Below are 26042 nucleotides of genomic sequence, written 5' to 3' on the forward strand. Positions count from 1 at the left end.
GAGGCCGGAAATGGCGGGATAAGGACAGCAATCCTGACCCAAAGGTCACTTGGTGGCCAAAGGGCCATTTGGCGTGGCAATCGACTAGCCGAACCCACCGAACCGTAGCGGGATGTTCCGTCGTGAATGCGCTGTTGCCTTTGCGACATTTTCGATGTCGCAGCCGGGGATAGTTTGGCACCCCGCCCGAACGCGCGCATGACAGAGCAGGAAATCTTTCGTTTTCTTCAATGGCTTGCGGGGTCAGCTCGGAAAATGATCATGTTTCTTTGTCCCCTCCCATTCCGCCTCCTGCATAATCAGCCGCAGTTTCTCCCGCGGGGACGCCGATCATGACGGTGGTTTGCGGGGAGGAGCCGGCGTCTTGGAGAGAGCGGCTAACGTGGCCGCGAAGGCCGGGGGCTGTCCCAAGAGTTCCCACATACACAACCTGGAGTATGTCTGCCAGTACGCAACTTGATCGCAGGTGAGAGCCGTAAGGCGATGGTTGATCGTAGCGGAACGGGATGGCGAAAGCACGCGCCGGACGGGCGGCCGCAAGGTCGCAGATTATTTACTAGATGAGCGATCGAACGGCCGCCCGTCTTCCCGACTTCTCCCTCCGAGGCAGGGAGTTCAACGGCCAGGGCGATTTCGCAGCGTGGCGACGGGGAAGCGCGCCGACTTCCCCTCCCCTTGAGGGGGTGAGGAATGGTCCGCGAAGCGGACGAAAAGCCAACGATTTGGCTTTTCGAATGACGAACGCCCGGAGCCATAGAGGAGGGCTGGCGGGGGAGGGGTCATAGCGGCCACGCTCCGACGCAAAGCAACGTTGGCGTTTGGCCGCAGCGACCCCTCCCGGCCGCTTCGCGGCCACCCTCCCCTCAAGGGGGAGGGGAAAGCGCTCCACCCCTCGACAACTCCGCCTCCCCCCTGATATTCCGCGTGCGGCCCCGCCCGAGCCATCAGCCGGAAAACCAAGCATGACCGCCGACCAGAACCGCCCGCAGCCGAAACCCGGCATTCTCGACATCGAAGCCTATGTGCCGGGCAAGAGCGCCGCGCCGGCCGGGGTCGCCAGGGTGCACAAGCTCTCCTCCAACGAGAACCCGCTCGGCGCCTCGCCGGCGGCGATCGCGGCGGTGAAGAGGGTTGCGGAGAAGCTGGAGTTCTATCCGGACGGCTCGGCAGCGCGGCTGCGCGAGGCGATCGGCGCCGCGCATGGGCTCAATCCCGCCAACATCGTCTGCTCCAACGGATCGGACGAGATCATCGGGCTGCTGGCGCAGACCTATTTGTCGCCGGGCGACGAGGGGATTTTCACCGAGCACGGTTTCCTGGTCTACAAGATCTACATCCAGGCCGCCGGCGCGGTGCCGGTGGTGGCAGCCGAGACCGCCGAGACGGCCAATGTCGACGCCATCCTGGCGCTGGTGACGCCGCGCACGAAAATCGTGTTCCTGGCCAACCCCAACAACCCGACCGGCACCTACATCCCCTTCGACGAGGTCAAGCGGCTGCATGCCGGCCTGCCGAAAAACGTGCTGCTGGTGGTCGACGCGGCCTATGCCGAATATGTGCGCCGCAACGACTACGAATCTGGCATCGAGCTGGTCTCGGCCTTCGAGAACGTGGTGATGACCCGCACCTTCTCCAAGATCCACGGGCTGGGCGGGGCGCGCATCGGCTGGGCCTATTGCCCGACCCATATCGCCGATGCGCTGAACCGCGTGCGTGGGCCGTTCAACGTCAACGCGGCGGCGATCGAGGCCGGCGTGGCGGCGATGGGCGACCGCGCCCATGTGGACCGCACCGTCGCCCACAACACCCACTGGCTGGAGTGGCTGACGGCGGAGTTGTCGAAACTCGGCCTGCGGGTGACGCCCAGCGTCGGCAATTTCGTGCTCATCCATTTCCCGGACGACGCCAAGCATTCGGCGGCGGCGGCCGACGACTGTCTCTCGGCGCGCGGCTACATCTTGCGCCGCGTCGCCGGCTACGGTTTTCCCAATGCACTGCGCATGACGGTCGGCACCGAGGAGGCAAACCGTGGCGTGGTCGCCTCGCTCGCCGAATTCTTGAAGAATTGAGCCGGAAAATGCCGCTCTTCGACAAAATCGCCCTGGTGGGCATCGGCCTGATCGGCTCGTCGCTGGCGCGCGTCATCCGCCGCGAGGGGCTTGCCGGCCATATCGCGGTCGCGACGCGCAGCGCCTCCACGCTGAAGCGGGCGGAAGAACTCGGGCTGGGCGACAGCTATCTTGCCGACCTGGGTGAAGCGGTCGCCGACGCGGATCTCGTCATCGTGTCGGTGCCGGTAGGCTCCTCCGGCAAAGTGGCGGAGGAGATCGCGCCGCGCTTGAAGAAGGGCGCTATCGTCACCGATGTCGGCTCGACCAAACGTTCGGTGATCGCGCAGATGCAGCCGCATATTCCCGCCGGCGTGCATTTCATCCCCGGCCATCCGCTGGCCGGCACGGAAAAATCCGGCCCGGACGCCGGCTTTGCCGAGCTGTTCGAGAACCGCTGGTGCATCTTCACGCCGCTGCCCGGCACCGATCCGGCGGCGCTGGAAAAACTCTCCGAATTCTGGCGGCGCTGCGGCTCCAACATCGACACGATGGACCCGGAGCATCACGACATGGTGCTGGCGATCGTCTCGCACCTGCCACACATCATCGCCTACAACATCGTCGGCACCGCCGACGACCTGGAGACGGTGACCAAATCCGAGGTGATCAAATACGCGGCCTCGGGTTTTCGCGATTTCACCCGCCTCGCCGCGTCCGATCCGACCATGTGGCGGGACGTCTGCCTGCACAACAAGGACGCCATCCTGGAAATGCTGGCGCGCTTTTCCGAGGATCTGGCGCTGCTGCAGCGGGCGATCCGCTGGGGCGAGGGCGAAAAGCTGTTCGAGATATTTACCCGCACCCGCGGCGTGCGGCGCTCGATCATCGAGGCGGGACAGGAGGTCGACGTACCCGATTTCGGCCGCCAGGCGGTGGAGCATCCACCTCGGTAGATGGTCAATCCACCGGCTTTATCTTGCCCAGCGGGATGAAGCTCAGCGTCACCTCGCCCTTGGTGATGCGCATCGGCAGCGACGGCTTGCTGCCGAAAAAAGCGAGGCCGGCGAATCCCTGCTTGATCTTGTCTTCCTGCTCCGGAAACACCTGCGACAGCGATACCGCCAGCGCCTTGGGGTCGCTAATCGCCACCTTCAGGTCGGCGTCGATAAGCCCGTCCAGGTCGATGGAGAACGGCCCGGACAGTTTCAGGGCGCCCTTGTCGCCGAGCTGCAGGGTCAGGTCGCGGACGATGCCGGAACGGCCGCGCAGCTTTAGCGGACCGCGCTCGGCCAGCAGCGCCACGCCGTCCTTGACCGACAGGTCGGCCTCGCCCGACAGCGACGGCACGTTGCGTCCCGCCACAAGCGATGGGTCGATCACCAGCCCGCCGAAGCGGCCGGCGACGTCGAGATCGGCCTCGTTCGGCCGCATATGCGCCTCGAACGTGTCGGCGGTCACCAGTTGCGCGCGCTCGTCCATGCCGAGCCTGAGCTTCGAACCCTCCAGCGAGACGCGCTCGGGCAATGCCGTGGTCAGCCGCATGCTGGCGCGCAGCGCCCGCCAGTCCAGGGCGATCTGGCCGCCGGGTGCGGAAATGGTGGCGGGGCTGTCGAGTTCGGCCACCAGCCGCATTGGGTCGTAGATCTGCCCTGCGGAGCGGAACGCGCCGGCCGCGACGGTCAGCGCCTCGGCCGGCCGCGCGAAGGCGACGCGATCGCAATAGAGACCGATGCGGAACGGATAGCCGCGCGCCGTCGGATTGATGCATTCGGCCTTCACGCCGCGCTCCTCCAGCCTGGCGAGCGTGGCCAGCGTCTGCGCCTCGATCTTGCGGGCGAGCCAGAACCAGCCCGCGGTGTAGCCGCCGGCGACAATGGCGATGACGACGCCCAGCCAGAAGATCCGGCGGCCGTAGCGCCCGTTGGGGCGGGATGGTTCGTGCATTCTGTCTTCCGGTCGGCTTCTACGGTCGTCCTGCGCTTTGCTGTTTCCCCGGACGGCGAGACTCGTCTAGGACTGCGGCGGCGGGCGACCCCCTCGTAGCATGGACTTGGCTTGGCGATATGGGCGATTTTTGGGTTTTCGGCTACGGTTCTTTGATCTGGCGGCCGGGTTTTGCCCATACCGAAACGGAAAGGGCGCGGCTCTTCGGCTACCGGCGCTCGCTCTGTGTGCATTCGCATGTGCATCGCGGCACGCCGCAACGCCCGGGCCTGGTGTTGGGCCTCGATCGCGGCGGCTCCTGCGTCGGCCTGGCTTTTCGCGTTCCCGAGGAGCTGCGCGACGAAGCGATGGCCTATCTGCGCGAGCGCGAGTTGGTGACCAATGTCTACCTAGAGCGCGTGCTGCCGGTGCGGCTGGACGGCGGCGATGTCGTGCAGGCGGTGTGCTACGTCGTCGACCGGATGCATCCGCAATATGCCGGCAACCTCGGCGAGGCGGAAGCCGCCGCGATCGTGCTCGGCGCGGTCGGGCAGTCGGGCCGCAACGAGGATTATGTGCTGAGCACGGTGGAGCATCTTGCCGCGCTCGGCATTCGCGACCATTGGATGGAGGATGTCGCCACGCGCGTGCGCGAGGCCGAGGCCGAGGCCGCTGGCCCAATGATCCGGCTCGAACCGCATGGCAAATCGGCGTGATAGGCTTTGCCCAGCGAGGCCTCGCGCCTTAGCTTTGTCGCGAAGACCCTCCCATCCGACCGCATCCCATCAAGGAACACATCCATGCAGAAACGCAAACTCGGCCGCACCGGCCTCGACATCGTGCCGCTGGTGCTCGGCGGCAACGTGTTCGGCTGGACCGCCGACGAGAAGACGTCGTTCGAGATTCTCGACCGGTTCCTCGCGGCCGGCCTCAACGCCATCGACACCGCCGATGCCTACTCGACCTGGGTACCGGGCAATTCCGGCGGCGAGTCGGAGACCATCATCGGCAAGTGGATGAAGAGCCGTGGCAACCGCGACAGCGTGGTCCTGATCACCAAGGTCGGCTCCGACATGGGGCAGGGCAAGAAGGACCTGTCCGCCGCCTATATCGAGAAGGCGATCGAGGCCTCGCTGCGGCGGCTGCAGACCGACGCGATCGACCTCTATTTCTCGCATTGGCCGGACCCGACCGTGCCTTACGAGGAAACGCTCGGCGCCTACGAGAAGCTGCTGAAAAAGGGAAAAATCCGCCATATCGGCGCGTCCAATCTCGACGCTGCGCAATTGTCGGACGCGCTGAACGTCGCTAGGGAAAAAGGCCTGCCGCCCTACGAGGTGCTGCAGCCGGAATACAATCTCTACGATCGCTCCTCCTATGACGGTCCGTTGCGCGACCTCTGCATGGGAGAGGGGCTCGGCGTCATCACCTATTTCAGCCTCGCCAAGGGTTTTCTGAGCGGCAAATACCGCAGCGAGGCCGACCTCGGCAAAAGCGCGCGCGGCGGCGGCATCAAGCATTATCTCGATGCGCGCGGCATGCGCATTCTGGCCGCGCTCGACGCGGTGTCGGCGCGCCATTCGGCCAGGCAGGCGGAAGTCGCTCTAGCCTGGGTCATCGCCCGGCAAGGGGTTACCGCGCCCATCGCCAGCGCCACCAGCGTCGAGCAGGTGGACAGTCTCGCCAAGGCGGCCTCGCTCGCCCTTTCGCCTGAGGATATCGCGGAGCTCGATCGGGCGAGCGCTTGAGATTTCGCGGATCGGTGGCGAGTCTCAGCCCGCCGTCGCCTTCAGTTCGGCCAGCCGCTTGACTGCCGTCGGTGGCAAAGGCGGGTGGCCGGGCGTATTCGCGGCATCAACCAGAAGCGCGTCGCAGCCTGCCTCGGTCTCGGCGATCAGCCGCTGCATGAATTCTTCCCGTTCCAGCCCGGCCGGAATGGGCGGCAGGAATCTTGCCTTGATCGTGCCTGGATAACGCATGAATTTGCGCCGCGGCCAGAAAAGCCCGGCGACATGCGCCACCGGCACGACGGGCAGGCCAAGCTGCGAATAGAGTTCGACAATGCCGTATTTGTAGGCCGGCTCGTCGCCGGGCGCGCGACGCGTTCCTTCCGGATAGATGATGAGCTGGCGGTCGTTCGCCATCTCGCGCCTGGCATCCGCAACGACCTGCTTGAGCGCCTTGGCCCGGCTGCCGCGATTGACCGGTATCAGCCGCATCTTGAGAATGTACCAGCCGAAGAAGGGTATCCAGGTCAGTTCGCGCTTGAGGATATAAAGCGGATCACGGAGATACTGGAAAAAGGCGATGGCGTCCCAGAACGACTGGTGCTTCGGTGCCAGGATGAAGGAGCCCGCCGGCAGGTTTTCCAGCCCGGTTATCTCGCTTTTCGTGCCGGCCAGCTTGTCTTGCAGCCAGAGCGCCGAACGCGCCCAGAATTTCGGGACGAACCATGCCTTCTTGCGCGGCATCAGAAAGAACAACGGCGCCCACAGGATCATCTGGACGATCAGGTTCAGATAGAAGACGGCGTTGAACAGCAGCGACCGGAAGGCGATCATGGCGAGGCGGGGTTCCTGACGAAGGCGCCGCGGCAGGCGGCCCGCCGTTCGTACATCAGCCACGGGGCGATGCACAACGCCGCCTTGCGCGTGGCGCGCGATTCCGACCTCGAACGGTTCAGGGTGTTGCGGCGTCCGGCCTGCGGATTGTGGCGGTGTAGCGAGGCTCGTCGTCGGCCGGCGTTTCGCCGGTCGGAACGACGGAGCGGGCCAGCGCCGCTACATATTTTGTGTATTCGGTGAAGATCACCCGCAGCGCCTCCGGCTTGGTCAGCCAGCCGCCCCGATCCAGACGTGTATTGACCACCGGGTAGGGCTGTAACTCGGCGATCTCGACCAGGCGGCTCATCTCCAGCAGGCTACGCGGCATGTGATAGTTGTTGGTGACCAGGATGACGCTGCCGTAGTCGTGGCTCTGGACCCATTTGGTGCTCTCCTCGGCGTTGCCGATCGTGTCGAGCGCGGCGTTGTCGATGTCGACGCAGCAGGAGAACAGCGCCTTGTCGCCGCCGGTCGCCAGGCGCAGTTGCTCGCGGCTGGCGATCGGGTTGACTCCGCTGATCAGCAGGCGTTTGCCCTTGCCGGTCTTCAGCAGGTCGAGTGCCGCGTCGAGCCGGGCCTGGCCGCCGGTCAGCACGATGATGGCGTCGGCGGGCTGCACATCGTCCGGCGTCGTCATTTCGCTGACATAGGTGCCGAACAGGCCGAAACCGGCGGCGAAAACCGCGGCGGCAATCGCCGCAGCCAGGACGGAGAGTCGCAATACAGCAACCAGCCGGCTCCCCCCGCGGCCGCCGGCTCCGGTCGAATCGCTCAGATTCAATTCCACCATTGGCAATCGATACCTCCGATTCGCCTGGTTGGGTAGCGCCGTCGCACCGACGGCGCCCGACTTGCATCACCCGTCCGGCTGACGGAATTCAAGGTCGTTGAGATAGGCGACAACCGTGAAATGCGATGTCGCCGCCGTCAGCGCGCCGATGACGAGCACGATCAACGCGACGCCGGCATAGCCGGTTGCGCCGATGGCGAAGTTGCCGAACAGCGCCGTGGCCTGATCGGCCTGGGGCGTCGCGAGGTTGCGGGCCGACCAGAAGGAAAAGGTGACGAAGACCACGATGGCCGCCGCGCCGCCGGCGGCCGCGCCCTTCATGCCGATCAGCAGGAAGTGGCGGCGGAATTCGGTGGCAATGAATTTCGCCTCGGCGCCGACGAAATGCAGCACCTCGATAATGTGGCCGTTGCCGGCCATGGCGCCGCGCGTGGCGAACACGACCGTGAGCACGGTGGCCGAAAGCATCAGCACGAGAACGGCGATGCCCAGCATCACCGTGGTGCGCGCCATGGTGACCAGCCGGTCGACCCAGGTGCGGTGATCGTCCAGCGACAGGCCCTGTATCTTGCCGGCCAGAGCCGCGCGCAGAGCAGGAAAATCCGGCGGGCTCGACTGATCTATGGTGACGACGACGAGGCGCGGCACGGGCAGTTCGTCGATGTTCAGCCCCGATCCCAGCCATGGTTCCAGCAATCGGGCGGTCGCCTCGCGGTCGACGATGCGAACAGCCTTCACACCGGGAAAATTTCCCGCGATCGCGGCGGCGTCGGCGAGGGCTGCCTCCATGTCCAGCCCGTCTGAGGGTTTGATCTGGATCGTCGCTTCGCGCGCGATCTGGTTCTGCCAGACGGAAGCGGTGTCGCGCACCAGCGAGACGGCGCCCAGCGTCAGGCAGGAGAGGAAGGTCATGATGGCAATGACGAGGATCAACGCGCGGCCGGCGACGTTGCCGGCGGGCACGATCGGCGCGGTGCGGCGCTGCGCCCGCTCCTGGGGCGCCTCGCGGGCGGCGGGCGCCTGTGCGGAAACCTCGGCTGGCATCTCAATCATAGATGTCCAGCCTTCCGTTCGACAGGATCATGCGGCGGGCGTCGACCTGCTCCATCAGGCCGAGATCATGGGTGGCGATCACCACCGCCGTGCCGAGCCGGTTGAGCTCGATGAACAGGCGCAACAGCCGGCGTGCCAGCGGCGGATCGACATTGCCGGTCGGCTCGTCGGCCAGCAGGATCTCCGGCTGCTCGATGAGGGCGCGGGCGATCGCGGCGCGCTGCTTTTCACCGCCCGACAGGATCGGCGGCAGCACATGCATGCGCTCGCCCAGGCCGACCCATTTGAGCAGTTCCGACACGTCGGCGCGGTAGCTGGATTCCTCGCGCCCGCGCACGCGCAATGGCAGCGCGACGTTCTCGTAGGTGGTCATGTGGTCGAGCAGGCGAAAATCCTGGAACACCACGCCGATGCGCCGCCGCATCATCGGCAGGTCCCGCGGCGATATGCGCGAGCGGTCCTTGCCGAAAATGTTGATCAGGCCGCGCGTGGGCTTCAGCGACATGAACAGCAGGCGCAGCAGCGTCGTCTTGCCGGCGCCGGAGGGGCCGCTGAGGAACTGGAAGGAGCTCGGCGGAATCTGGAACGAGATGTCCCGGAGAATCTCCGGACCCATCCCGTAACGCAGGCCGACATTCTCGAAGCGGATCAAGTCTCTGCTCTGGTTTTCCCGGACCCTTTCGCGAGTCCTCTTATCCGAATCGACCATCTGCCCGCATGGTTAACCGCCGGTTAAGGATACGGTTGTGAAATGGTGCCGACCGCATGCGTTCACCGGAAAGCCGGCTGCGCGAGGAGACATCGACCCCATGGCCGCGACGCGCACCGCACGCCCGGTTTCCGGCGAAATCATGACCGCCGCCGCGTCGCGCCGCGCGGCCGGGCCTCCGGGCGACGTGGTGGATGCCGAGTTCGAGGTCGTCGGAGAGCGCCAGCCCATGGTGCCGCCGCGGTCGTTCCGGGCAGGGTTGGAGCCCGGCATGGATTTTCTGGCGGCGAAATCCACGCCCGATCGGCCGGGCCTGTTCGGCCGGCCCGGCGGTGCGTTGTTCTGGACGGGCGGCGGCCTGCTCGCCTTGCTCGCCTTCTGGATCTCCGGCGGCCATGCGCTGATGCTGCCGCAGGCTGGAGCCCCGTCGCCTGGCGCTGCCTTCACGCTGACGGACATCAGCTCGCGGGTCGATGCTTCAGGCACAAGGCCGGTGCTGCTGGTCGACGGGCAGGCGGGTAACGACGGTGCCGTGGCTGGACATTTGCCCGGCCTGGAAATCCATGTGGCGGGCCTGGACGGCAAGACGACGCGCTACAAGCTGGGGACATTCGCCCGGCAACTCGATCCGGGCGAGCGTTTCGCCTTTTCCAGCCGGCTGGACGCGCCTAGAAACGGGGTAAGATCCGTATCTGTCACCTTCGCCGAATAGGAAATGCCTATGCCAGTCGTCCGCAACAAGGAGATCGAGGTGCTGTTCAGCGCCTCGGCAATCGCCAGGCGCAATCTCGAACTCGCCAAGGAGATCGCCGGACGCGACTATCACGACCTGCTGGTCATCTCGATCCTGAAGGGCTCCTTCGTCTTCGCCGCCGACCTGATCCGCGCCATGCACGATGTCGGCCTGTCGCCGGAAGTCGAGTTCATCTTCATCTCCAGCTACGGCACCGGGACCACCAGCGGCGAGGTGCGCGTGCTGCGCGACATCGACAACGAGGTGAAGGGCCGCGACGTGCTCCTGATCGACGACATCCTCGAATCCGGCAAGACGCTCCGCTACACGCGCGAGCTCATGCTGTCGCGCGGCGCCAAGAGCTGCTCGATCGCCGTGCTCTTGGACAAGCGCATGCGCCGGCAGACGACGCTCAATGCCGACTATGTCGGCTTCGACTGCCCGGATTATTTTGTCGTTGGCTACGGCATGGATGTCGCCCACGCGTTTCGCGAGCTGCCGTTTGTTGGCGTGGTCAAGGGGGATGCGACTTAACCCGCCGGCGGCGCGAACACCGGGATCGCCTTCGGCCTGATGCTGAAATGCGCCGGCGTGTAGGTTGACAGTTCGCCGTCGGTGTTGACGGCCCGCCGGCGGCGGGTGCGGATTGTCACCTCGGTGGTTGGGAAGGCGCGCACGTCGTCCCATTGTCCTTGCGTGCCCTTGCGCAGCGCCGGCAGCAGCGCCAGCAGGCGCCACCAATGGTCGACCTCCAGGCTGTAGACGTCGAGCTTGCCGTCGTCGGCCGTCGCGGTCTCCTCCACCGTCATGCCGCCGCCATAATACCGGCCGTTTCCGACGGACACCTGCATGGTGTGGATGTGCTCGGTCGTTCCGTCATGGTCGATATGCGCCGTGAACAGCCGCGACCGCAGCAGGATGCGGGCGGCGACGACGGCATAGCCGAGCACGCCCCAGCGCTTCTTGGCGTGTTGCGTCAGTTCGGCCGCCAGCTCCGCGCTGAAGCCGATGCTGGCGACGTTGAAGAACAGGTGGCCGTTGACCTCGCCGAGGTCGATGTCGCGCAGATTGCCGGCGGCGATGATGTCGGCGGCTTTCTGCAGGTCCGGCGGGATCGACACGGTTCGGGCAAAATCGTTGGCGGTGCCGAGCGGTAGCACGCCGAGCGGGAGGCCGGTCTCGACCAGCGCGGGCGCGGCGGCATTCAGCGTACCATCGCCGCCGCCGACAATGACGAGATCGCAGCTTTTCGCCTCGGCGCGGATGACGTCGTCGATCTTGTGCTGTTCCCCGGCCTTGACCTCGCGCACGTCGAGGCCGGCGGCTTCAAGCCGATCGACCGCAGCGGCGATCGAGCCGGTGCCGCGCCTGGCACGCGGGTTGACCACCAGAAGCGCCCGTTTTCCTGTCTGACCTATCTGCACCATTTGCTCCGCCGGCTGCTATCCAGCCGGCCTGCAAGTAGGGTCTCGAAGCAACGAGGGGAAGACGCGCGAACGTTCGACCGCGGCAAAATCACCGCCGGCCTTGGCGGCCTCGTCCCTGAATGAAGACCAAGGATCGTCGTGGCGGTTCCCGGAGCGCTGATTGACACCCAGCGCCGCCCTCGCGCATCAATGCGCGATGATTGCCCAGCCCAGCCAAGCAATTCCCGAAAATGCGCTTCCCCAGGCGAGCGAGCTCTGCCGCCGTCCAGCCACCGATCTTGTGCGGATGATCGCGCGGCGGCAGGTTTCGGTGGCCGAGGTGGCCGCCGCCTTCCTCGATCGCATCGAGCAGGTGAACGGCGCCGTCAACGCGATCGTCTCGCTGCGCGACCGTCACGATATCCTCGCCGAGGCGGCCGAAGCCGACGCCGCACTTGCGCGGGGCGCCAGCCCCGGCCCGCTTTTCGGCCTGCCCATCGCGATCAAGGACCTGGCCTTGACGAAGGGCCTGCGCACGACCTTCGGCTCGCGCATCTTCGCCGAATTCGTCCCGAATGAAGACGATTTTTTCGTCGAACGCATGCGCGAGGCGGGCGCCATCATCATCGGCAAGACCAACGTGCCGGAATTCGGGCTCGGTTCGCAAACCTACAACGAGGTTTTCGGCCCGACGCGCAACGCCTTCGACCAGTGCCTGACTTCGGGCGGTTCGAGCGGCGGGGCGGCGGCCGCGCTGGCGCTGAACATGCTGCCGCTGGCCGACGGCAGCGATTTCTGCGGTTCGTTGCGCAATCCCGCGGCCTTCAACAACATTTTCGGCTTCCGCCCGTCGCAGGGCAGGGTGCCGGCCGGCCCGCAACCGGAAATGTTCGTCGCCCAGATGGGCGTCGAAGGCCCGATGGCGCGCAATGTCGCCGACCTCGCGCTGCTGCTCGGCGTACAGGCCGGCTACGACCCACGCGCGCCGCTGTCGCTGGACGGCGGCTTCCCCGGACCGGCCGAGCCGCGCGACAGGGGGCAGCCGTGGCGCGTCGCTTGGCTTGGCGACCTGGGCGGCGATCTGCCGATGGAAGACGGTATTCTCGACCTCTGCGAGGCCGCGCTCCACCGCGCCGAGGCAGGGCCGTTCCGTGTCGAGCCGTTCGTTCCGGACATCGACTTCGAGCGCCTCTGGTGGGCCTTTATCGCGCTGCGCCAATCGACCAGCGGCGCCGCGCTGAAAGTTTACTACGACAATCCGGGGCAGCGCGACCTGTTGAAGCCCGAGGCGATCTGGGAAATCGAAGGCGCGCTTGGCCTCACCGCTGTGCAGGTCTATGCGGCATCAACGGTCCGATCGGGCTGGTACAAAGCCGTGCTCGGGCTGTTCGAGCGTCATGACCTCTTGGCATTGCCCACCGCCCAGGTCTTCCCGTTCGATGCCGCAATCCACTGGCCGACGGAGATCGCCGGACGCGCGATGGACAGTTACCACCGCTGGATGGAGGTGACGGCGTTCGCCACGTTGGCCGGCTGTCCGGCGATCAGCGTGCCGGTCGGCTTCGATGCGCGGGGCAGACCTATGGGCATGCAGCTTATCGGCCGGCCGCGTGGCGACGCCGCGGTTCTCGGCGCCGCCGCGAGCTACGAGCAGGTTTGTGCAATCGTGGCGGGGGTGTAGACCGATATCGCAGCAATCGGCTTTCGGGCAAAAAAAGAACCCGCCACCCGGAGGGTCGCGGGCCGAGTGAGGACCGTGCCGGACAGGGCCGACTCCTGTCCCGGAAGTTTGCGGAAACATCCTACCAGCCCGAATTGACATGCGGGAAACGAATAGCAATGATGCCTGTCATCAGCAGGCATGATGGCAGTCCGGCGGGATGAATCTCGACAGCGACCTTTTGCGGGCGTTCGTGGCGGTGGCGGAGACCGGCAACGTCACCAAGGCGGCCGATCAGATGGGCCGCACGCAGTCGGCCGTATCGATGCAGATACGCCGGCTCGAGGACATGGTGGGCGACGCCCTGTTCCGGCGCGGCTCGCGCGGCGTCTGGCTGACCCGCAAGGGCGAGGACCTGATCGGCAATGCCCGTCGCATCGTCGCGCTGCTCGACGAGACCGCCGCCTCGCTGCGCACCGCTCCCCTCGACGGGCCGGTGCGGATCGGCATTCCCGAGGAATACGGCGAGACGGTCGTCGCGCGGGCGCTGGGCGCTTTCGCGAAGCTGCATCCGCGCGTCGAGATCACCGTGCGCTTCGCCACGTCCGGTGCGCAGGTGGCTGCGCTGAACGCCGGTGAGCTCGATCTTGCGGTGGTGTTCGAGTGGGAGGATTTTTGCGACGGCGAATTGCTGATGGTCGATCCGACGGTGTGGGTGACCTCGGCGCTGCATCTGCGTCACGAGGAGCGGCCGCTGCCGGTGGCGATCTATCCGCATCTGGGCTGGTGCCGGGATTTTGCGCTGAAGTCACTGGAGCGGGGCGGCATCGCCTATAGGATCGCCTATATGAGCGACACAAGCGGCGGGCTGCGGCTGGCGACGCTCTCCGGGCTTGCCGTGGCGCCGATCTCGCGCAGCAACATCCCGGCCGGCTGCCGCGAACTGACCGTCGCGGAGGGTTTCGGCGCCATCGACGCTGCACGCGTCGTGCTGCGCCGCAATCCCGGCGCGTCCGGCCCGACGGTCGACGGCATGGCCCAGGCGATTCGCGAGGCATTCCGCAGCGGATCGGAAGGGTAGGCGGGGCGATCTAGTCCAGCTTCAGCAGACGCTCGAGATAGCTGCGCTCCAGTTCGGGGCTGAGCGCGTTGCCCAGCCGCTTGCGGATCGCCTCGAGAATCTGGCGCGCGCGCTGCACGTCGATCTCGTCCGGAATCTTGACGGATTCGCCGAAATCCGGACCGGTGGTGGCGCGCGGGCGGCCGAGCGGATCGCGGTCGGCGTTCTGCTGGCGGCCGCCTTCCTCGCCGCCGCCCTGGTCGCCCTGCATGGCGTTCTGCATCTGCTGCATCATGTCCTGCGCGCCGCGGCGCAGCGCCTCCAGCGCGCGGCCCTGCTCGCCGGTGGCGCGGCCACCGTCGCCGTCTCCGAGCGCACCTTCAGCCTCGCCCATCGCCTCGCCGGCCTCGCCAAAACCTTCGCCTGGCTGTATGCCCATGCCTTCCAGGCCCTTCATCAAGGCTTCCAGATCCTTCTGGAGTTGGCCTTGTCCCTGCTGCAACTGCTTCAGCGCTTCGGCGAACTCTTCAGGGGTCATGCCCTGCCCCTGCCCGCGCTGTTGGCCTTCGCCCTGCTCGCCCTCCTGGCCGCGTTGCTGCCCGCGGTCCTGGCCGCGCTGCTGTTGGCCGCGCTGCATCTGGTCCATGCGGAAGGTTTCGTTCATCGTCTCCTGTTGGCGGCGCATGATCTCGCCCAGCTTGTTCATCTGCTGGCGCATTTCGCTTTCCTGGCCGCCTTCGCCGGGCTGCTGCTGGCGGCGCGCCTGCAGATTGTTCATCATGTCCTGCAATTGCGAGAGCAGTTCCTCGGCCTGCTGGCGGTTGCCCGACTTCGCCAGATTCTCGATCTGGTCCATCATGCGTTCCAGGTCGCTCTGGCTGAGTTCCTGGCCGGGCTGGAATTCCTGCTGGGCAAGGTTGGGGTCGCGGGCGGCGCGCTCGGCGAATTCGCGCAGGAATTCGTTCATCGCCTGCCGCAGTTCCTTCATCAGCCGGTCGATTTCTTCGTCGCTGGCGCCGTCGCGCAGCGCCTGCTTGAGCGCCTCTTGCGCCTGCCGCAGCCGTTTCTCGGCGTCCGTCAGGCCGCCATCCTCGATCTGCAAGGCCATGTTCCAGAGGTAGTCGGCGACGTCGCGCAACTGGTCGTCGGTCGAGGCCAGGTTGAGCCGTGTGCGTCCGGCCATCAGTCCGAGATAATGGGTCGGATTGTCGAACGTGTCCTCCGGGCGCAGCGTGATGGCGTCGATCAGGTCAACCACCCGCCGCTTCTGGTTGGCGTCGAGCGAAAGCACCTTGCGCAGTTCAACAACGGCGCGCGCCAGCGGGTTGGTAAACGGGCGCTGCGGCAGTTCGATCGTCTTCGTTTCGGTTTTTGCCTCCTGCCCGGCATCATCGACGGCCGAAAGCGTGAGTTTTGTGCGGCTGCCCGCCCAGACGTGCTCGGTCAGATCGCGCGTCGCCTTCATGGCGATGCCGCCGCTGCCGCGTCGCGGCACCGACAGCGGCATTTCCGGCGGGCCGTAGAGCGGCCGGGCATCAGGCGGCGGAGCGTCCTCCAGCGCGAAATCGGCCTTGGCCGAAGCCGCGCCGTAATCGTCCTCGATCTCGTAGCGCAGTTCGAACGCGCCGTTGGCCGCGCGCTTCGGCTCGTCGGCGAAGCGGATCACCGGCGGCTTGTCGGCAACCACCGCAAAGGCCCAGCTATCCATCTCCTTTTCGCCGGCGCGCAGGGCGAGGACACCGTCGGCTGTGAGTTTTCCGGCGAATTGCCGGGGCAGGGCGGGCGCATTCTCGGCCGGCGCGGGAGAGGGCTGCGCCACATCTGCTTGCGCGATGTCTCGCGCAGTTCCGTCCCGGCCGGTGAAGACTACAGATTCCTCGCCGCTGCCGCCGGTGATTCTCAATGTGACGTCGCTGCCTTCCGGAACCGTGAAGACCGGCGCGCTGGCGTTGTTCTCGGCGGTAAGAAAGATCGGCGCCCTGCCTGTATAGGCCGGCGGCGTGACCCAGGCGTCGATGCGCGGGGGCACGGTTTCGGCAAGTGCTGCGGCACGAAAGCCGTCTTCGAGCGAGCCGCCGCGCTGGCCGAACGAATAGGCGAAAGCGGTGACGAGAAGCAGCGCGACGACGGCGCGCAAAGCCCAGGGGTCGCGCTCCGGCACGCCGGTGCGCGGCAGGGCGCCGCCGACGTCGGCCAGAGTCTCGGCCATGCGTTTCTGGTGTTCGCGCCAGAGCGCCAGCGCGAAACCGTCGTCCTTTCCGACCGGCCTGTCGGTTTGCGCCTGCAAGGGCGTGTGGACGAGCGCGTTCGCGGCCTCGATGCGCCGGTCGATCTCCTCAGGTCGCGGCGCGCGGTAGAAGCGCAGCGGATAGAGCGAGGCGAGCGCGGCCAGGCCGAAGGCGGCGACCAGGGCAAGCCGTGCGGCATCCGGCATCAGTCGGAAGACGCCGAACCAGGAAAGGCTGGCGAAAAGGCCGGCGACAACAAGCAGCGGAAGGATAAGGGGCCAGACGCGCTCCAGTATGACGGCCGCGCGCGTCGCCAGCCTTGTATGCATCAAGCGTCTGGAAAAGATGGATTTTTCCGACTTCTCGGGCGCTTCCTTCATCGGACTTTCCGGTTTCGGCCGGGCACGGAGCCAAGCCTGTAGAGTCGGAAGAATATCAACAAAAGCGGCAAATACGAGACGATTGACAGAATCGTGATGCCGCACCACGAAGCCGAAATCCGATGGCGGCCCATTTGTTCCCGCCGCACGAGCGGCGACGGCAATCTCAGACCCGGCCGGGACAGGTGAAGCGTTGCCGGCAGATTAGAGCCAGTCGGGGAGGGAATCCGATGCGATCAGTTCCTCGAACGTCTTGCGCGGGCGAACGACATGAAAATTGTCGCCCTTGACCAGCACTTCGGGCACCAGCAGCCGCGAATTGTAGGTGCCGGCCTGCACCGCGCCATAGGCGCCGGCAGTGCCGACGGCGATCAGGTCGCCGGCTTGCAGCCGCGGCAGATCGCGCGACAGGCCGATATAGTCGCCGGTCTCGCACACCGGGCCAACCACGTCGACGACCATGCGCGGTGCCTCCACCGGCTGGCGCACCACCGGAAAGATCTCGTGGAAGGCGTCGTAGAGCGTCGGCCGGATCAAATCGTTCATCGCCGCGTCGACGATCAGGAAATTGCGGGCGTCGCCCTCCTTCACATAGATCACCTCGGAGACGAGGATGCCGGCATTGGCGACGATCAGCCGGCCCGGCTCGAACATCACCTTGACGCCGAGGTGGCCGGCGCGGCGGCGGATGATGTCGGCATAGGCGTCCGGATGCGGCGGCGGGTCGTTGTCGACCCGGTAGGGCACGCCCAGCCCACCGCCGAAGTCGATGTGCTCGATCTTATGGCCGTCCGCGCGCAGCGTCGCGACCAGCTCGGCGAGGATCGAAAAGGCGTCGTCGAAAGGCTGCAAATCGGTGATCTGGCTGCCGATATGCATGTCGACGCCGGTGACGTTCAGGCCCGGTAGTTCGGCGGCGCGCGCATAGACCTCGCGGGCGCGCTGGCGCGGAATGCCGAACTTGTTCTCGGCATTGCCGGTCGAGATCTTCTTGTGTGTCTTGGCATCCACGTCGGGGTTGATGCGCAGCGACACCGGCGCGACCTTGCCCGCGGCGACGGCGCGCTGAGACAGCAGTTCCAGTTCCGGCTCGGATTCGACGTTGAAGCAGAGGATGCCGGCGGCCAGCGCAAAATCCATCTCCCGCGCGGTCTTGCCGACGCCGGAGAACAGGATTTTTTCCGCCGGAACGCCGGCGGCGAGGGCACGGCGCATCTCGCCTTCCGAGACGACATCGGCGCCGGCCCCGAGCCTGGCCAGCGTGGCGATCACCGCTTGGTTGGAATTCGCCTTCATCGCGTAGCAGACAAGCGCGTCCAGCCCGGTGAAGGATTGCTTGAAGACGTTGTAGTGCCGCTCCAGCGTGGCGGTGGAGTAGCAATAGAACGGCGTGCCGACGGCGCGCGCGATCTCCGGCACCGGCACGTCCTCGGCATGCAGAACGCCGTCGCGAAATTCGAAATGGTTCATCGTCAGGTTCCGCGAGGAAGTATGGCCGCGATCGTCGGAGACGGCGTTACTGGATCAGTCTGTCGAGAATGAACGGCTTGTCCTCGACCGGTTTCCGCGGCTCGGGCGGCAGCGGCTCGCCGGCCTTCTGCGCATCCTTGCGCGCCTGCACGGCGGCGGCGTAGGGCGTGTCGAGATCGGATTTGCGGCCGCAGCCAACAAGACCAAGGGATGCGATGAGCGCCGCGGATAGGATCAGTCGAGGTGTGGTCATGTCGGGTCCCATCACGAGGTAGATCGCACTTAGCGGAGATTGGACGAGATTGCACGCCCTCGCGAGGCCTCGATTCCGTCCGGCTTCAGACAAACGAATGGCCGGCTTGCTCCAAAAGGTCCAGTGATCGTAGAACGTCATCCGCTTTTATGAGGATATGGTCACCATCGAAGGTTGACACGACAAAGATGCCAATACCGTTGGTCGACAAGGGTGCGATGACGGACAGGACAACTCCGGTTTCGTCGAAGGCGAACGGACCTTCGAACTTGAAACACGACCAGTTCTCGTCGTTTCGCACGCCGTTCGGTATATGCTCCTGAAGGCACACGATGGAGAGTTCGTCCTCTGTCCGGCTAATGCTGACAAATCCGCCGCAGTCGGCCCAATCCGGTATCCGGTCAGCGGCGTCGAGCCGCGCGATGGCGTAGGTTCCGGAAAGAGCTTTCAGCCGAATCGCCATCGTAGCACCTACGCCTTCGCCAGCCGCTTCTTCCAGTAGCGCACCTGGCGGCGCACCTCGCCCGGCGCGGTGCCGCCGAAGGATTTCCGGCCCTTCACCGAATTCTGCACCGACAGGACGGAAAAGATGTCGCCGGTGATGCCCGGATGGATCGCCTTGAGTTCCTCCAGCGACAGTTTCGCCAGCGTCGTCTTCATCGTTTCGGCCAACGCCACCGCGCGGCCGGTGACGTGATGCGCCTCGCGGAAGGGCAGGCCCAGCGTACGCACCAGCCAGTCGGCGAGGTCGGTGGCGGTCGAATGGCCGGAGCCGGCGGCGCGCTTCATCGCTTCCGTGTCGATGGTCATGTCGCCGACCATGCCGGTCATCGCCGCCAGCATCAGGTCGAGCGTTTCGGCGGCGTCGAACACCGCCTCCTTGTCCTCCTGCATGTCCTTGGAATAGGTCAGCGGCAGGCCCTTCATGACGGTCAGCAGGCCGATCAGATGGCCGTTGACGCGGCCCGTCTTGGCGCGCACCAGTTCGGCGGCGTCCGGGTTCTTCTTCTGCGGCATGATCGAGGAGCCGGTGGAGAAGGAATCCGAAAGTTTCACGAAGCCGAATTGCGGCGTCGACCAGATGACGATCTCTTCCGCCAGCCGCGACAGGTGCGTCGCGCAGATCGCGGCGATCGACAAAAACTCCAGCGCGAAATCGCGGTCCGACACGCTGTCCAGCGAGTTGCGGGTCGGCTCGCGGAAGCCAAGCGCCTTGGCGGTCCTGTGGCGGTCGATCGGGAAGCCGGTGCCGGCGAGCGCGGCCGCGCCGAGCGGCGATTCGTCCATGCGTTCGATCGCGTCGCGCACGCGCGAAAGATCGCGGGCAAACATCTCGACATAAGCCATGCAGTGATGGCCGAAGGTCACCGGCTGCGCCGACTGCATGTGGGTGAAGCCGGGCATCACCGTCGCCGCGTGCTCCTCGGCGCGCGTCAGGAAGACGGCGATCAACCCCTTCAGCGCCTCGGCGACGCGAAAGAGTTCGTCCTTCACCCAAAGGCGAAAATCGACGGCCACCTGGTCGTTGCGCGATCGCGCCGTGTGCAGGCGGCCGGCGGCCGGGCCGATCAGTTCGGCCAGCCGCGCCTCGACATTCATGTGGATGTCTTCCAGCGCGGTCGAGAAGATGAAGGCGCCGCTTTCAATCTCTTTCAAAATCGTGTTCAGGCCGTGAGCAATCTTTTCTTGATCGGCGGCCGAAATGATGCCCGTTGCCGCCAGCATTTCCGAATGCGCCAGCGAGCCGCGAATGTCCTGGGCGTAAAGTTTCCTGTCGAAGCCGATCGAAGCGTTGATCGCCTCCATGACGGCCGCCGGACCCGAGGCAAAACGCCCGCCCCACATCGCATTGCTGGCCTTTTTGTCGTTCATCGTGCTACCCGGGTTCCGGAGGTTTTTGAGAATGTCGGACGGCAAGCAAAAAAAACTGATCCCGGCCTGGCGCGCCATCCTGACCGCCATGGCGGCCGGCGCGCTGGCCGGCGCGGTGGCGGTATATGTCACCGGAGGCTTCTCTGGCAACACGCCGGCAGGCGCGCCGGGCGACGTTGCGCAGGAGGCCGTGGCGACCGCTCCCGCGCCCGACCCTGCGGACTCCTGCACCCTGAAAGCCGACATGGCCAAGACGGTCGCCGCGTCCGCGACCGGCCAGGTGGCGGCGATGCTGCCGGCCGATCCGCCGCAATCGCTGGCCAAACTCGCCTTCAACGCCCCCGATGGCAAGCCGATGACGCTTGCCGACCGCGCCGGCAAGACGGTGCTGCTCAATCTGTGGGCTACCTGGTGCGCGCCTTGCCGGGCCGAGATGCCGGCGCTCGACGCATTGCAGAAGGAGGCCGGCGACGACGGGTTCGAGGTGATCGCCGTCAATGTCGATAGCGGCGACGACACCAAGCCGAAAAAATTCCTGGCGGAGACGCAGATTTCCGCGCTTGCCTACTATCGCGACAACACGCTCGACCTCTTCAATGACCTGAAAAGACGCGGGCTGGCGCTCGGCCTGCCGGTGACCCTGCTGATCGACGGGGAAGGCTGCCTGCTTGCCCATATGAACGGGCCTGCCGAATGGGCGGGCGAGGATGCGAAGAAGCTGATCGCGGCGGCGCGCGGAAGCTGATTTCCGCCGCTGCGGGCGGCGACTTTACCGGATCGAAAGCGTCCCCGAGCTACTAGAGCAATGTCCGACCAGATTGACCCATTGCCGGCAGAATGGGTTCAATCTGATCGGACGTTGCTCTTGATCGGCCGGAGGGGCGCCGATGTCCGATTTGTCCATGACTGGCCTGAAGTCGCGTGCCGGCTCGTTTGGCGACTCGGCGGTAATCCTTGCCTGGGCGATCATCTCGCTGGTGCTGTCGGCCCTCTGGATGTTCGGCTACGTTCCGAACGGCGACGACGACGACCTGCTGAAAGCCTGGGAAATCCGCCATCTCATCGCAACCGGCGACATACTCGACCGCACGTTGCCGGGCATCGCGCAGCCGGAGCCTTTTGTCTTGCACTGGCCGTGGGTCGCGGACGCGCCCTACGCGGCGGTCGCGCTGGTGCTCAGCCCGCTGGTGGGGCAGGAATTTGCGATCCGGGCGGCATTCTTCGTCGTCCCGCTGCTGCTGCTCGTCCCGGCGCTGGTCTTGCTGCGGCGGATCATCGGCACGCTCGGTTTCGTCCAGCCGAACTCGGTCTTCCTGGTGGCGCTGGTATCGGCGTCGGCCACCGTCGCCGAGTTCGAGCCTGGGCGCATCGACTATCATAGTCTGCAGATGGTGCTGCTGCTCGCTGCCGTGTGGCTGACGATCGTTCCCAGCCGTGCCGCCGCGCTCGCAAACGGCGCGGTCACCGCGCTGGCGCTCGCCATCGGCCTGGAGCTCGCGCTGTTCTTCGCGCTGGTGATGGCGATCCACGCCTTCGATTTCATCCGTCGGGGCGGCGGGGCCGACGCTCGGTTGCAAGCCTTTGGCATCGGCCTCGCCGGCGCGGCGATCCTGTGCTTCTTCCTGCTGATCGCGCCCGAAGACTATGGAAACGCTTACCCCGACCGTTTCTCCCTGCCGCACGCATTGGCGCTGACGGCGGCGGGCGCGACTTTCTGGCTGATGCCTGTACTCTGCGCGAAGGCAGGGCCGGTTACGCGCACGACCGGCCTTGGCACCTGCGCCGCCCTGTCCGCCATGGTCGTCTTCGGTCTGTTTCCGCAGACGCTCGCTGGACCCTATGCAGACCTTCCGGACTATGTGCGCGTACATTGGCTGGGAACGATCGGTCAGGAAAAGAGCCTGTTTGGGCGCCCCGACTTCGTCCTGTCCCTCAACATGGTCTACCTGGCGGTGCTGCTGGTCGGCGCGATGGCCGCTTCCGTGGCGGCATGGCGCGCGGGTCCCCGCGACCGGCCGTGGACCGTCTTTGCGCTGTTCGCCGTTCTCGCCGTCGCGCAGGGCGTTCTGCACTTTCGATATCTGCGGTTCATGCCCCTGTTCGTCGGCCCCGGGCTTGCCTTCGCACTCTGCGCCGTTGCTCCGGGCGAGGTCGCCAGGCGCTTCATCAGCCGTGTGCCCACGCCGAAGAACGGGTTGCGCTTCCTGCCGCTCGTGCCGGGCGCGGCGCTTGTGTGCCTGATCGTGGCGGGGAGCGCGGCCGCACCGTCGGGAAAAGCCGTGGTCGACGCGGTGGCCGTGGCGGAATTCTGCGACCTCGACACGATCGAGGCCTACCGCTGGCCGGCCGGCGCACAGGTGCTGGCGCCGCCACGCATCGGGGTCCGCGTCCTTTCACAGCCGGGCGCCGCGGTGGTTTCGATCCCGTTCCACCGCGCAGCGAAAGGCATCGAGCGCAGCTATCGCTTCTTCGACCCGGCAACCGCCGATCCGCGCCTGTATGCCGGCGATGCCAAGGCCACGCATGTCGCCGTCTGCGCCTGGCACGGCAAGCCGCTGACCGAACTGGGCCGGCAACTGCCGTTCGCCACGGCGTTGATGGAAGGCAGGCCTCCGGATTGGCTCAGCGAATGTCCGCTGCCGGCCGAGGCGGTGCTGCGCATCTACCGGCTGGCGTCGGAACCTGCCGAAGCCTGTCCGACGATCGTTCCGAACGGATAGGCTGGGGTCTGTTGAGATTCTGGCTTTGAGGAGCCGAAAATGGTGTTTTTCGAGAACCGAAGCGCAGTGTACATGGAAGTACATGAGCATCGGAAGCGCAGAAAAGCGCCATTTGCAGGCCCTCAAAGCCTGAATCTCAGCGGACCCTCTACCGGGTCGGAACCGGGTGCTCGCCGCGATAGTCGTAGAAGCCGCGGCCGCTCTTGCGGCCGAGCCAGCCGGCCTCGACATATTTCACCAGAAGCGGGCAAGGCCGGTATTTCGTATCCGACAGGCCGTCGTGCAGCACCTGCATGATCGACAGGCAGGTGTCGAGGCCGATGAAGTCGGCGAGCTGCAGCGGTCCCATCGGATGGTTGGCGCCGAGCTTCATCGCCGTGTCGATCGCCTCTACCGTGCCGACGCCCTCGTAGAGCGTGTAGATCGCCTCGTTGATCATCGGCAAGAGAATGCGGTTGACGATGAAGGCGGGGAAGTCTTCGGAGACGGTGGTGGTCTTGTCGAGGCGCCTGACGAATTCCTTGGCAGACTCGAAGGTGCCGTTGTCGGTGGCGATGCCGCGCACCAGTTCGACCAGCTTCATGATCGGCACGGGATTCATGAAATGAATGCCGATGAAGCGTTCGGCCCGATCGGTGGAGGAGGCCAACCGGGTGATCGAGATCGACGAGGTATTGGTGGCGAGGATCGCCGTGGGATTGAGCACGGGACAAAGCTGAGCGTAGATCTTGCGCTTGATGCTCTCGTCCTCGGTGGCCGCCTCGATGACGAGATCGGCGTCGGCGAGATCCTGGAGGGCAGGGGCTGGCGATATGCGTTCCAGCGCCGCCTTGCGGTCGGACTCGGTAAGCTTGCCGCCTGCGACCTGGCGGGCCATGTTGCCGTTGACGGTGGCAATTCCCTTCTCGATGCGATCCGCAGCCAGATCGTAAAGCAGCACCTTGTAGCCGGCGACTGCGGAGACATGCGCGATGCCGCTGCCCATCTGGCCCGCGCCGACAATGCCGACGGTTTCAATCTGGCTCATCGATGTGATCCCGTATCAGGCTTTTCGCCACCTTGATTTTTTGCAGTGCACACTAGCGGTTCGAAGCCACATTCGTCCAGTGTGATGCGCAAACTTTGTGCACGGTGTGCTTCCAAAGTCCAAGGCTGCGTGTGGCAGGCGATCGATGAGGCGCAAAGGCCGGAGCGGCTGGCGCCGCCCCGGCCTTGAGTGGTCCGGTGGTAGTGAAGGGCGTCAGAGCGCCTTTTCGAGCTCCGGCAGGATGGTGAAGAGGTCGCCGACGAGGCCGTAGTCGGCGACCTGGAAGATCGGCGCCTCCTCGTCCTTGTTGATTGCGACGATGACTTTCGAGTCCTTCATGCCGGCGAGATGCTGGATGGCGCCGGAAATGCCGACGGCGATGTAGAGCTGCGGCGCCACCACCTTGCCGGTCTGCCCGACCTGCCAGTCGTTAGGGGCGTAGCCGGCGTCGACGGCGGCGCGGCTGGCGCCAACGGCGGCACCGAGCTTGTCGGCGACCGGCAGGATGACTTCCTGGAACTTTTCCGACGAGCCGAGCGCGCGGCCGCCGGAGATGATGATCTTTGCCGAAGTCAGTTCCGGACGGTCGCTCTCCGACAGCCGGTTCTCGACGAAGGTGGAGAGGCCGGGATCGGCGGCGGCCGCGACCGTCTCGACCGCTGCCGCGCCGCCCTCCGGAGACGACTGGAAGGAGGCGGTGCGCACCGTGATCACCTTCTTGGCTTCGCCCGACTGCACCGTCTGGATGGCGTTGCCTGCATAGATCGGGCGCTTGAACGTGTCGGGCGAAACGACCTCGATGATCTCCGAGATCTGCGCCACGTCGAGCAGGGCGGCCACCCGCGGCATGACGTTCTTGCCGCTGGTGGTGGCCGGCGCGACAATCGTGTCGTAGTTGCCGGCGAGCGCAACGACGGTTGCCGCCAGCGGCTCGGCCAGGCGCTCGGCCAGTTCGCCGGCCTCGGCGAGCAGCACCTTTCGCACGCCCTTGAGTTTTGCCGCGGCGTCGGCAGCCGCCCTGGCGCCCGAGCCGGCGACCAGCACGTCGACGTCCGAACCGATCTTCAGCGCCGCCGAGAGCGTCTTGGCGGTCTGGTCGGAGAGGGTGGCGTTGTCGTGTTCGGCGATTAGAAGAATGGCCATGGTTCAGTTACCTTCGACTTGTCGTTCCCGCATCAGGCGCCGGAATTCCGGTCAGGCCGAGCCGAAAACGGTTGGTTTCGAGAACCGGAGCGGAGCGTACCTTTGGTACGTGAGCACCGGAAGCGCAGAAACCGGCCGTTTGCAGGCCGGCCTCATCGGAATTCACAGCACGCCGGCTTCGTTCTTCAGCTTGTCGATCAGCTCGGCGACCGACTTGACCTTCACGCCGGCCTTGCGGCCGCCCGGCTCCTCGGTCTTCAGCACCTTCAGCCGCGGCGTCACATCGGAGCCGAAATCGGCCGGGCTCTTTTCGTCGAGCGGCTTCTTCTTGGCCTTCATGATGTTGGGCAGCGAGGCATAGCGTGGCTGGTTGAGCCGCAGGTCGGTGGTCACGATCGCCGGCAGCTTGACCTCGACCACCTGCAGGCCGCCGTCGACCTCGCGCGTCACCTTGGCCTTCTCGCCCTCGATGACAACCTTCGAGGCGAACGTCGCTTGGCTCCAGCCGAGCAGCGCCGCCAGCATCTGGCCGGTCTGGTTGGCGTCGTCGTCGATCGCCTGTTTGCCGAGGATCACCAGCCCCGGCTTCTCGGCCTCGGCCACGCCCTTCAGCACCTTGGCCACGCCAAGCGGCTCGACCGGTGCATCGACCTTCACCAGGATGGCGCGGTCCGCGCCCATCGCCAGCGCCGTGCGCAGCGTCTCGGCCGCCTGCGCCGGGCCGATCGACACCACGACGATCTCTTCCGCCTTGCCGGCTTCCTTCAGCCGCAGCGCCTCCTCGACGGCGATCTCGTCGAACGGGTTCATCGACATCTTCACATTGGCAAGCTCGACGCCCGAGCCGTCAGCCTTCACCCGGATCTTCACATTGTAGTCGACCACCCGCTTCACGGGGACGAGGACCTTCATGCGCGTTTCACCCTTCTTTCAAGATTCCGCGGCGCTGGTAGCAGGATCA

The 26042-nt window shown here is 65.7% G+C and carries 24 protein-coding genes; 10 read left to right on the forward strand and 14 right to left on the reverse strand.

Annotation, left to right across the window (positions count from 1 at the left end; genetic code table 11):
* Positions 1-962: 962 nt before the first annotated feature.
* Positions 963-2069: a histidinol-phosphate transaminase gene (gene hisC / locus RB623_RS01115; RefSeq protein ID WP_308054895.1), complete on the forward strand. Its 1107-nt coding sequence runs from the start codon at positions 963-965 to the stop codon at positions 2067-2069.
* 8 nt (positions 2070-2077) lie between these two features.
* On the forward strand, positions 2078-3004 hold the full coding sequence (locus tag RB623_RS01120) for a prephenate/arogenate dehydrogenase family protein (RefSeq protein ID WP_308054896.1): 927 nt from the start codon (positions 2078-2080) through the stop codon (positions 3002-3004).
* Positions 3005-3008: 4 nt separating this feature from the next.
* Here RB623_RS01120 and RB623_RS01125 read toward each other — a convergent pair whose 3' ends face one another.
* Positions 3009-3995, reverse strand: coding sequence for a DUF2125 domain-containing protein (locus tag RB623_RS01125; protein ID WP_308054897.1), 987 nt, complete (start codon positions 3993-3995; stop codon positions 3009-3011).
* A gap of 119 nt (positions 3996-4114) precedes the next feature.
* Here RB623_RS01125 and RB623_RS01130 point away from each other — a divergent pair, with 119 nt between their 5' ends.
* Both RB623_RS01130 and RB623_RS01135 read left to right on the forward strand, forming a co-directional pair.
* Positions 4115-4690 carry a gamma-glutamylcyclotransferase gene (locus tag RB623_RS01130; RefSeq protein WP_308054898.1) on the forward strand — a complete coding sequence of 192 codons (576 nt, stop codon included), beginning with the start codon at positions 4115-4117 and terminating at the stop codon, positions 4688-4690.
* Positions 4691-4774: 84 nt separating this feature from the next.
* Positions 4775-5722, forward strand: a complete 948-nt coding sequence (locus tag RB623_RS01135) for an aldo/keto reductase (RefSeq protein ID WP_308054899.1) — start codon at positions 4775-4777, stop codon at positions 5720-5722.
* Between the two features lie 24 nt (positions 5723-5746).
* Here RB623_RS01135 and RB623_RS01140 read toward each other — a convergent pair whose 3' ends face one another.
* The 4 genes from RB623_RS01140 to ftsE form a co-directional block, all read right to left on the reverse strand.
* Entirely contained in the window at positions 5747-6535 is a 789-nt protein-coding gene (locus tag RB623_RS01140) for a 1-acyl-sn-glycerol-3-phosphate acyltransferase (RefSeq protein WP_308054900.1), read from the reverse strand.
* A gap of 118 nt (positions 6536-6653) precedes the next feature.
* The gene (locus tag RB623_RS01145; protein WP_374121619.1) at positions 6654-7364 is read right to left on the reverse strand and encodes a YdcF family protein; all 711 of its coding nucleotides are present in this window, start codon (positions 7362-7364) and stop codon (positions 6654-6656) included.
* 69 nt (positions 7365-7433) lie between these two features.
* Positions 7434-8420, reverse strand: coding sequence for a cell division protein FtsX (locus RB623_RS01150; protein ID WP_374121616.1), 987 nt, complete (start codon positions 8418-8420; stop codon positions 7434-7436).
* On the reverse strand, positions 8413-9072 hold the full coding sequence (ftsE, locus tag RB623_RS01155) for a cell division ATP-binding protein FtsE (protein WP_308054902.1): 660 nt from the start codon (positions 9070-9072) through the stop codon (positions 8413-8415). The genes RB623_RS01150 and ftsE overlap by 8 nt, the downstream gene beginning before the upstream one ends.
* Positions 9073-9229: 157 nt before the next feature.
* Here ftsE and RB623_RS01160 point away from each other — a divergent pair, with 157 nt between their 5' ends.
* Together RB623_RS01160 and hpt are read left to right on the forward strand one after the other, a co-directional pair.
* Positions 9230-9841, forward strand: coding sequence for a hypothetical protein (locus RB623_RS01160; RefSeq protein WP_308054903.1), 612 nt, complete (start codon positions 9230-9232; stop codon positions 9839-9841).
* 9 nt (positions 9842-9850) lie between these two features.
* Entirely contained in the window at positions 9851-10396 is a 546-nt protein-coding gene (hpt, locus tag RB623_RS01165; RefSeq protein WP_308054904.1) for a hypoxanthine phosphoribosyltransferase, read from the forward strand.
* Here hpt and RB623_RS01170 read toward each other — a convergent pair.
* Positions 10393-11289 (reverse strand): lipid kinase, encoded by an 897-nt coding sequence (locus tag RB623_RS01170; RefSeq protein ID WP_308054905.1) that lies wholly within the window; start codon positions 11287-11289, stop codon positions 10393-10395. The two genes, hpt and RB623_RS01170, sit on opposite strands and share 4 nt — an antisense overlap.
* A 196-nt stretch (positions 11290-11485) precedes the next feature.
* Here RB623_RS01170 and RB623_RS01175 point away from each other — a divergent pair, with 196 nt between their 5' ends.
* Both RB623_RS01175 and RB623_RS01180 read left to right on the forward strand, forming a co-directional pair.
* Positions 11486-12949: an amidase gene (locus RB623_RS01175; RefSeq protein ID WP_308055100.1), complete on the forward strand. Its 1464-nt coding sequence runs from the start codon at positions 11486-11488 to the stop codon at positions 12947-12949.
* Between the two features lie 199 nt (positions 12950-13148).
* Entirely contained in the window at positions 13149-14009 is an 861-nt protein-coding gene (locus RB623_RS01180) for a LysR family transcriptional regulator (RefSeq protein WP_308054906.1), read from the forward strand.
* A gap of 10 nt (positions 14010-14019) precedes the next feature.
* Here RB623_RS01180 and RB623_RS01185 read toward each other — a convergent pair whose 3' ends face one another.
* From RB623_RS01185 to argH, 5 genes are all read right to left on the reverse strand, one after another.
* Positions 14020-16596, reverse strand: a complete 2577-nt coding sequence (locus RB623_RS01185) for a TIGR02302 family protein (RefSeq protein WP_308054907.1) — start codon at positions 16594-16596, stop codon at positions 14020-14022.
* 204 nt (positions 16597-16800) lie between these two features.
* Complete coding sequence (gene lysA, locus RB623_RS01190; protein WP_308054908.1) at positions 16801-18066, reverse strand: diaminopimelate decarboxylase; 1266 nt, start codon at positions 18064-18066, stop codon at positions 16801-16803.
* 46 nt (positions 18067-18112) lie between these two features.
* On the reverse strand, positions 18113-18319 hold the full coding sequence (locus tag RB623_RS01195; RefSeq protein ID WP_308054909.1) for a lipoprotein: 207 nt from the start codon (positions 18317-18319) through the stop codon (positions 18113-18115).
* Positions 18320-18404: 85 nt separating this feature from the next.
* Positions 18405-18782 (reverse strand): ACT domain-containing protein, encoded by a 378-nt coding sequence (locus tag RB623_RS01200; RefSeq protein WP_308054910.1) that lies wholly within the window; start codon positions 18780-18782, stop codon positions 18405-18407.
* A gap of 8 nt (positions 18783-18790) precedes the next feature.
* Entirely contained in the window at positions 18791-20191 is a 1401-nt protein-coding gene (gene argH, locus RB623_RS01205) for an argininosuccinate lyase (protein WP_308054911.1), read from the reverse strand.
* Positions 20192-20222: 31 nt separating this feature from the next.
* Between argH and RB623_RS01210 the strand changes: the two genes are divergently transcribed.
* Positions 20223-20936, forward strand: a complete 714-nt coding sequence (locus RB623_RS01210; protein ID WP_308054913.1) for a TlpA disulfide reductase family protein — start codon at positions 20223-20225, stop codon at positions 20934-20936.
* Between the two features lie 142 nt (positions 20937-21078).
* Positions 21079-22911: a hypothetical protein gene (locus RB623_RS01215; protein ID WP_308054914.1), complete on the forward strand. Its 1833-nt coding sequence runs from the start codon at positions 21079-21081 to the stop codon at positions 22909-22911.
* Positions 22912-23059: 148 nt separating this feature from the next.
* Here the strand turns inward: RB623_RS01215 and RB623_RS01220 are convergent, their stop codons facing one another.
* From RB623_RS01220 to RB623_RS01230, 3 genes are all read right to left on the reverse strand, one after another.
* Complete coding sequence (locus RB623_RS01220) at positions 23060-23938, reverse strand: 3-hydroxybutyryl-CoA dehydrogenase (RefSeq protein ID WP_308054915.1); 879 nt, start codon at positions 23936-23938, stop codon at positions 23060-23062.
* 213 nt (positions 23939-24151) lie between these two features.
* Positions 24152-25081 carry an electron transfer flavoprotein subunit alpha/FixB family protein gene (locus tag RB623_RS01225; protein WP_308054916.1) on the reverse strand — a complete coding sequence of 310 codons (930 nt, stop codon included), beginning with the start codon at positions 25079-25081 and terminating at the stop codon, positions 24152-24154.
* Between the two features lie 162 nt (positions 25082-25243).
* Positions 25244-25993, reverse strand: a complete 750-nt coding sequence (locus RB623_RS01230) for an electron transfer flavoprotein subunit beta/FixA family protein (protein ID WP_308054917.1) — start codon at positions 25991-25993, stop codon at positions 25244-25246.
* Positions 25994-26042 lie beyond the last annotated feature (49 nt).

The organism is Mesorhizobium sp. LHD-90 (genome assembly GCF_030929505.1).
Taxonomy (GTDB): Bacteria; Pseudomonadota; Alphaproteobacteria; order Rhizobiales; family Rhizobiaceae; genus Kumtagia.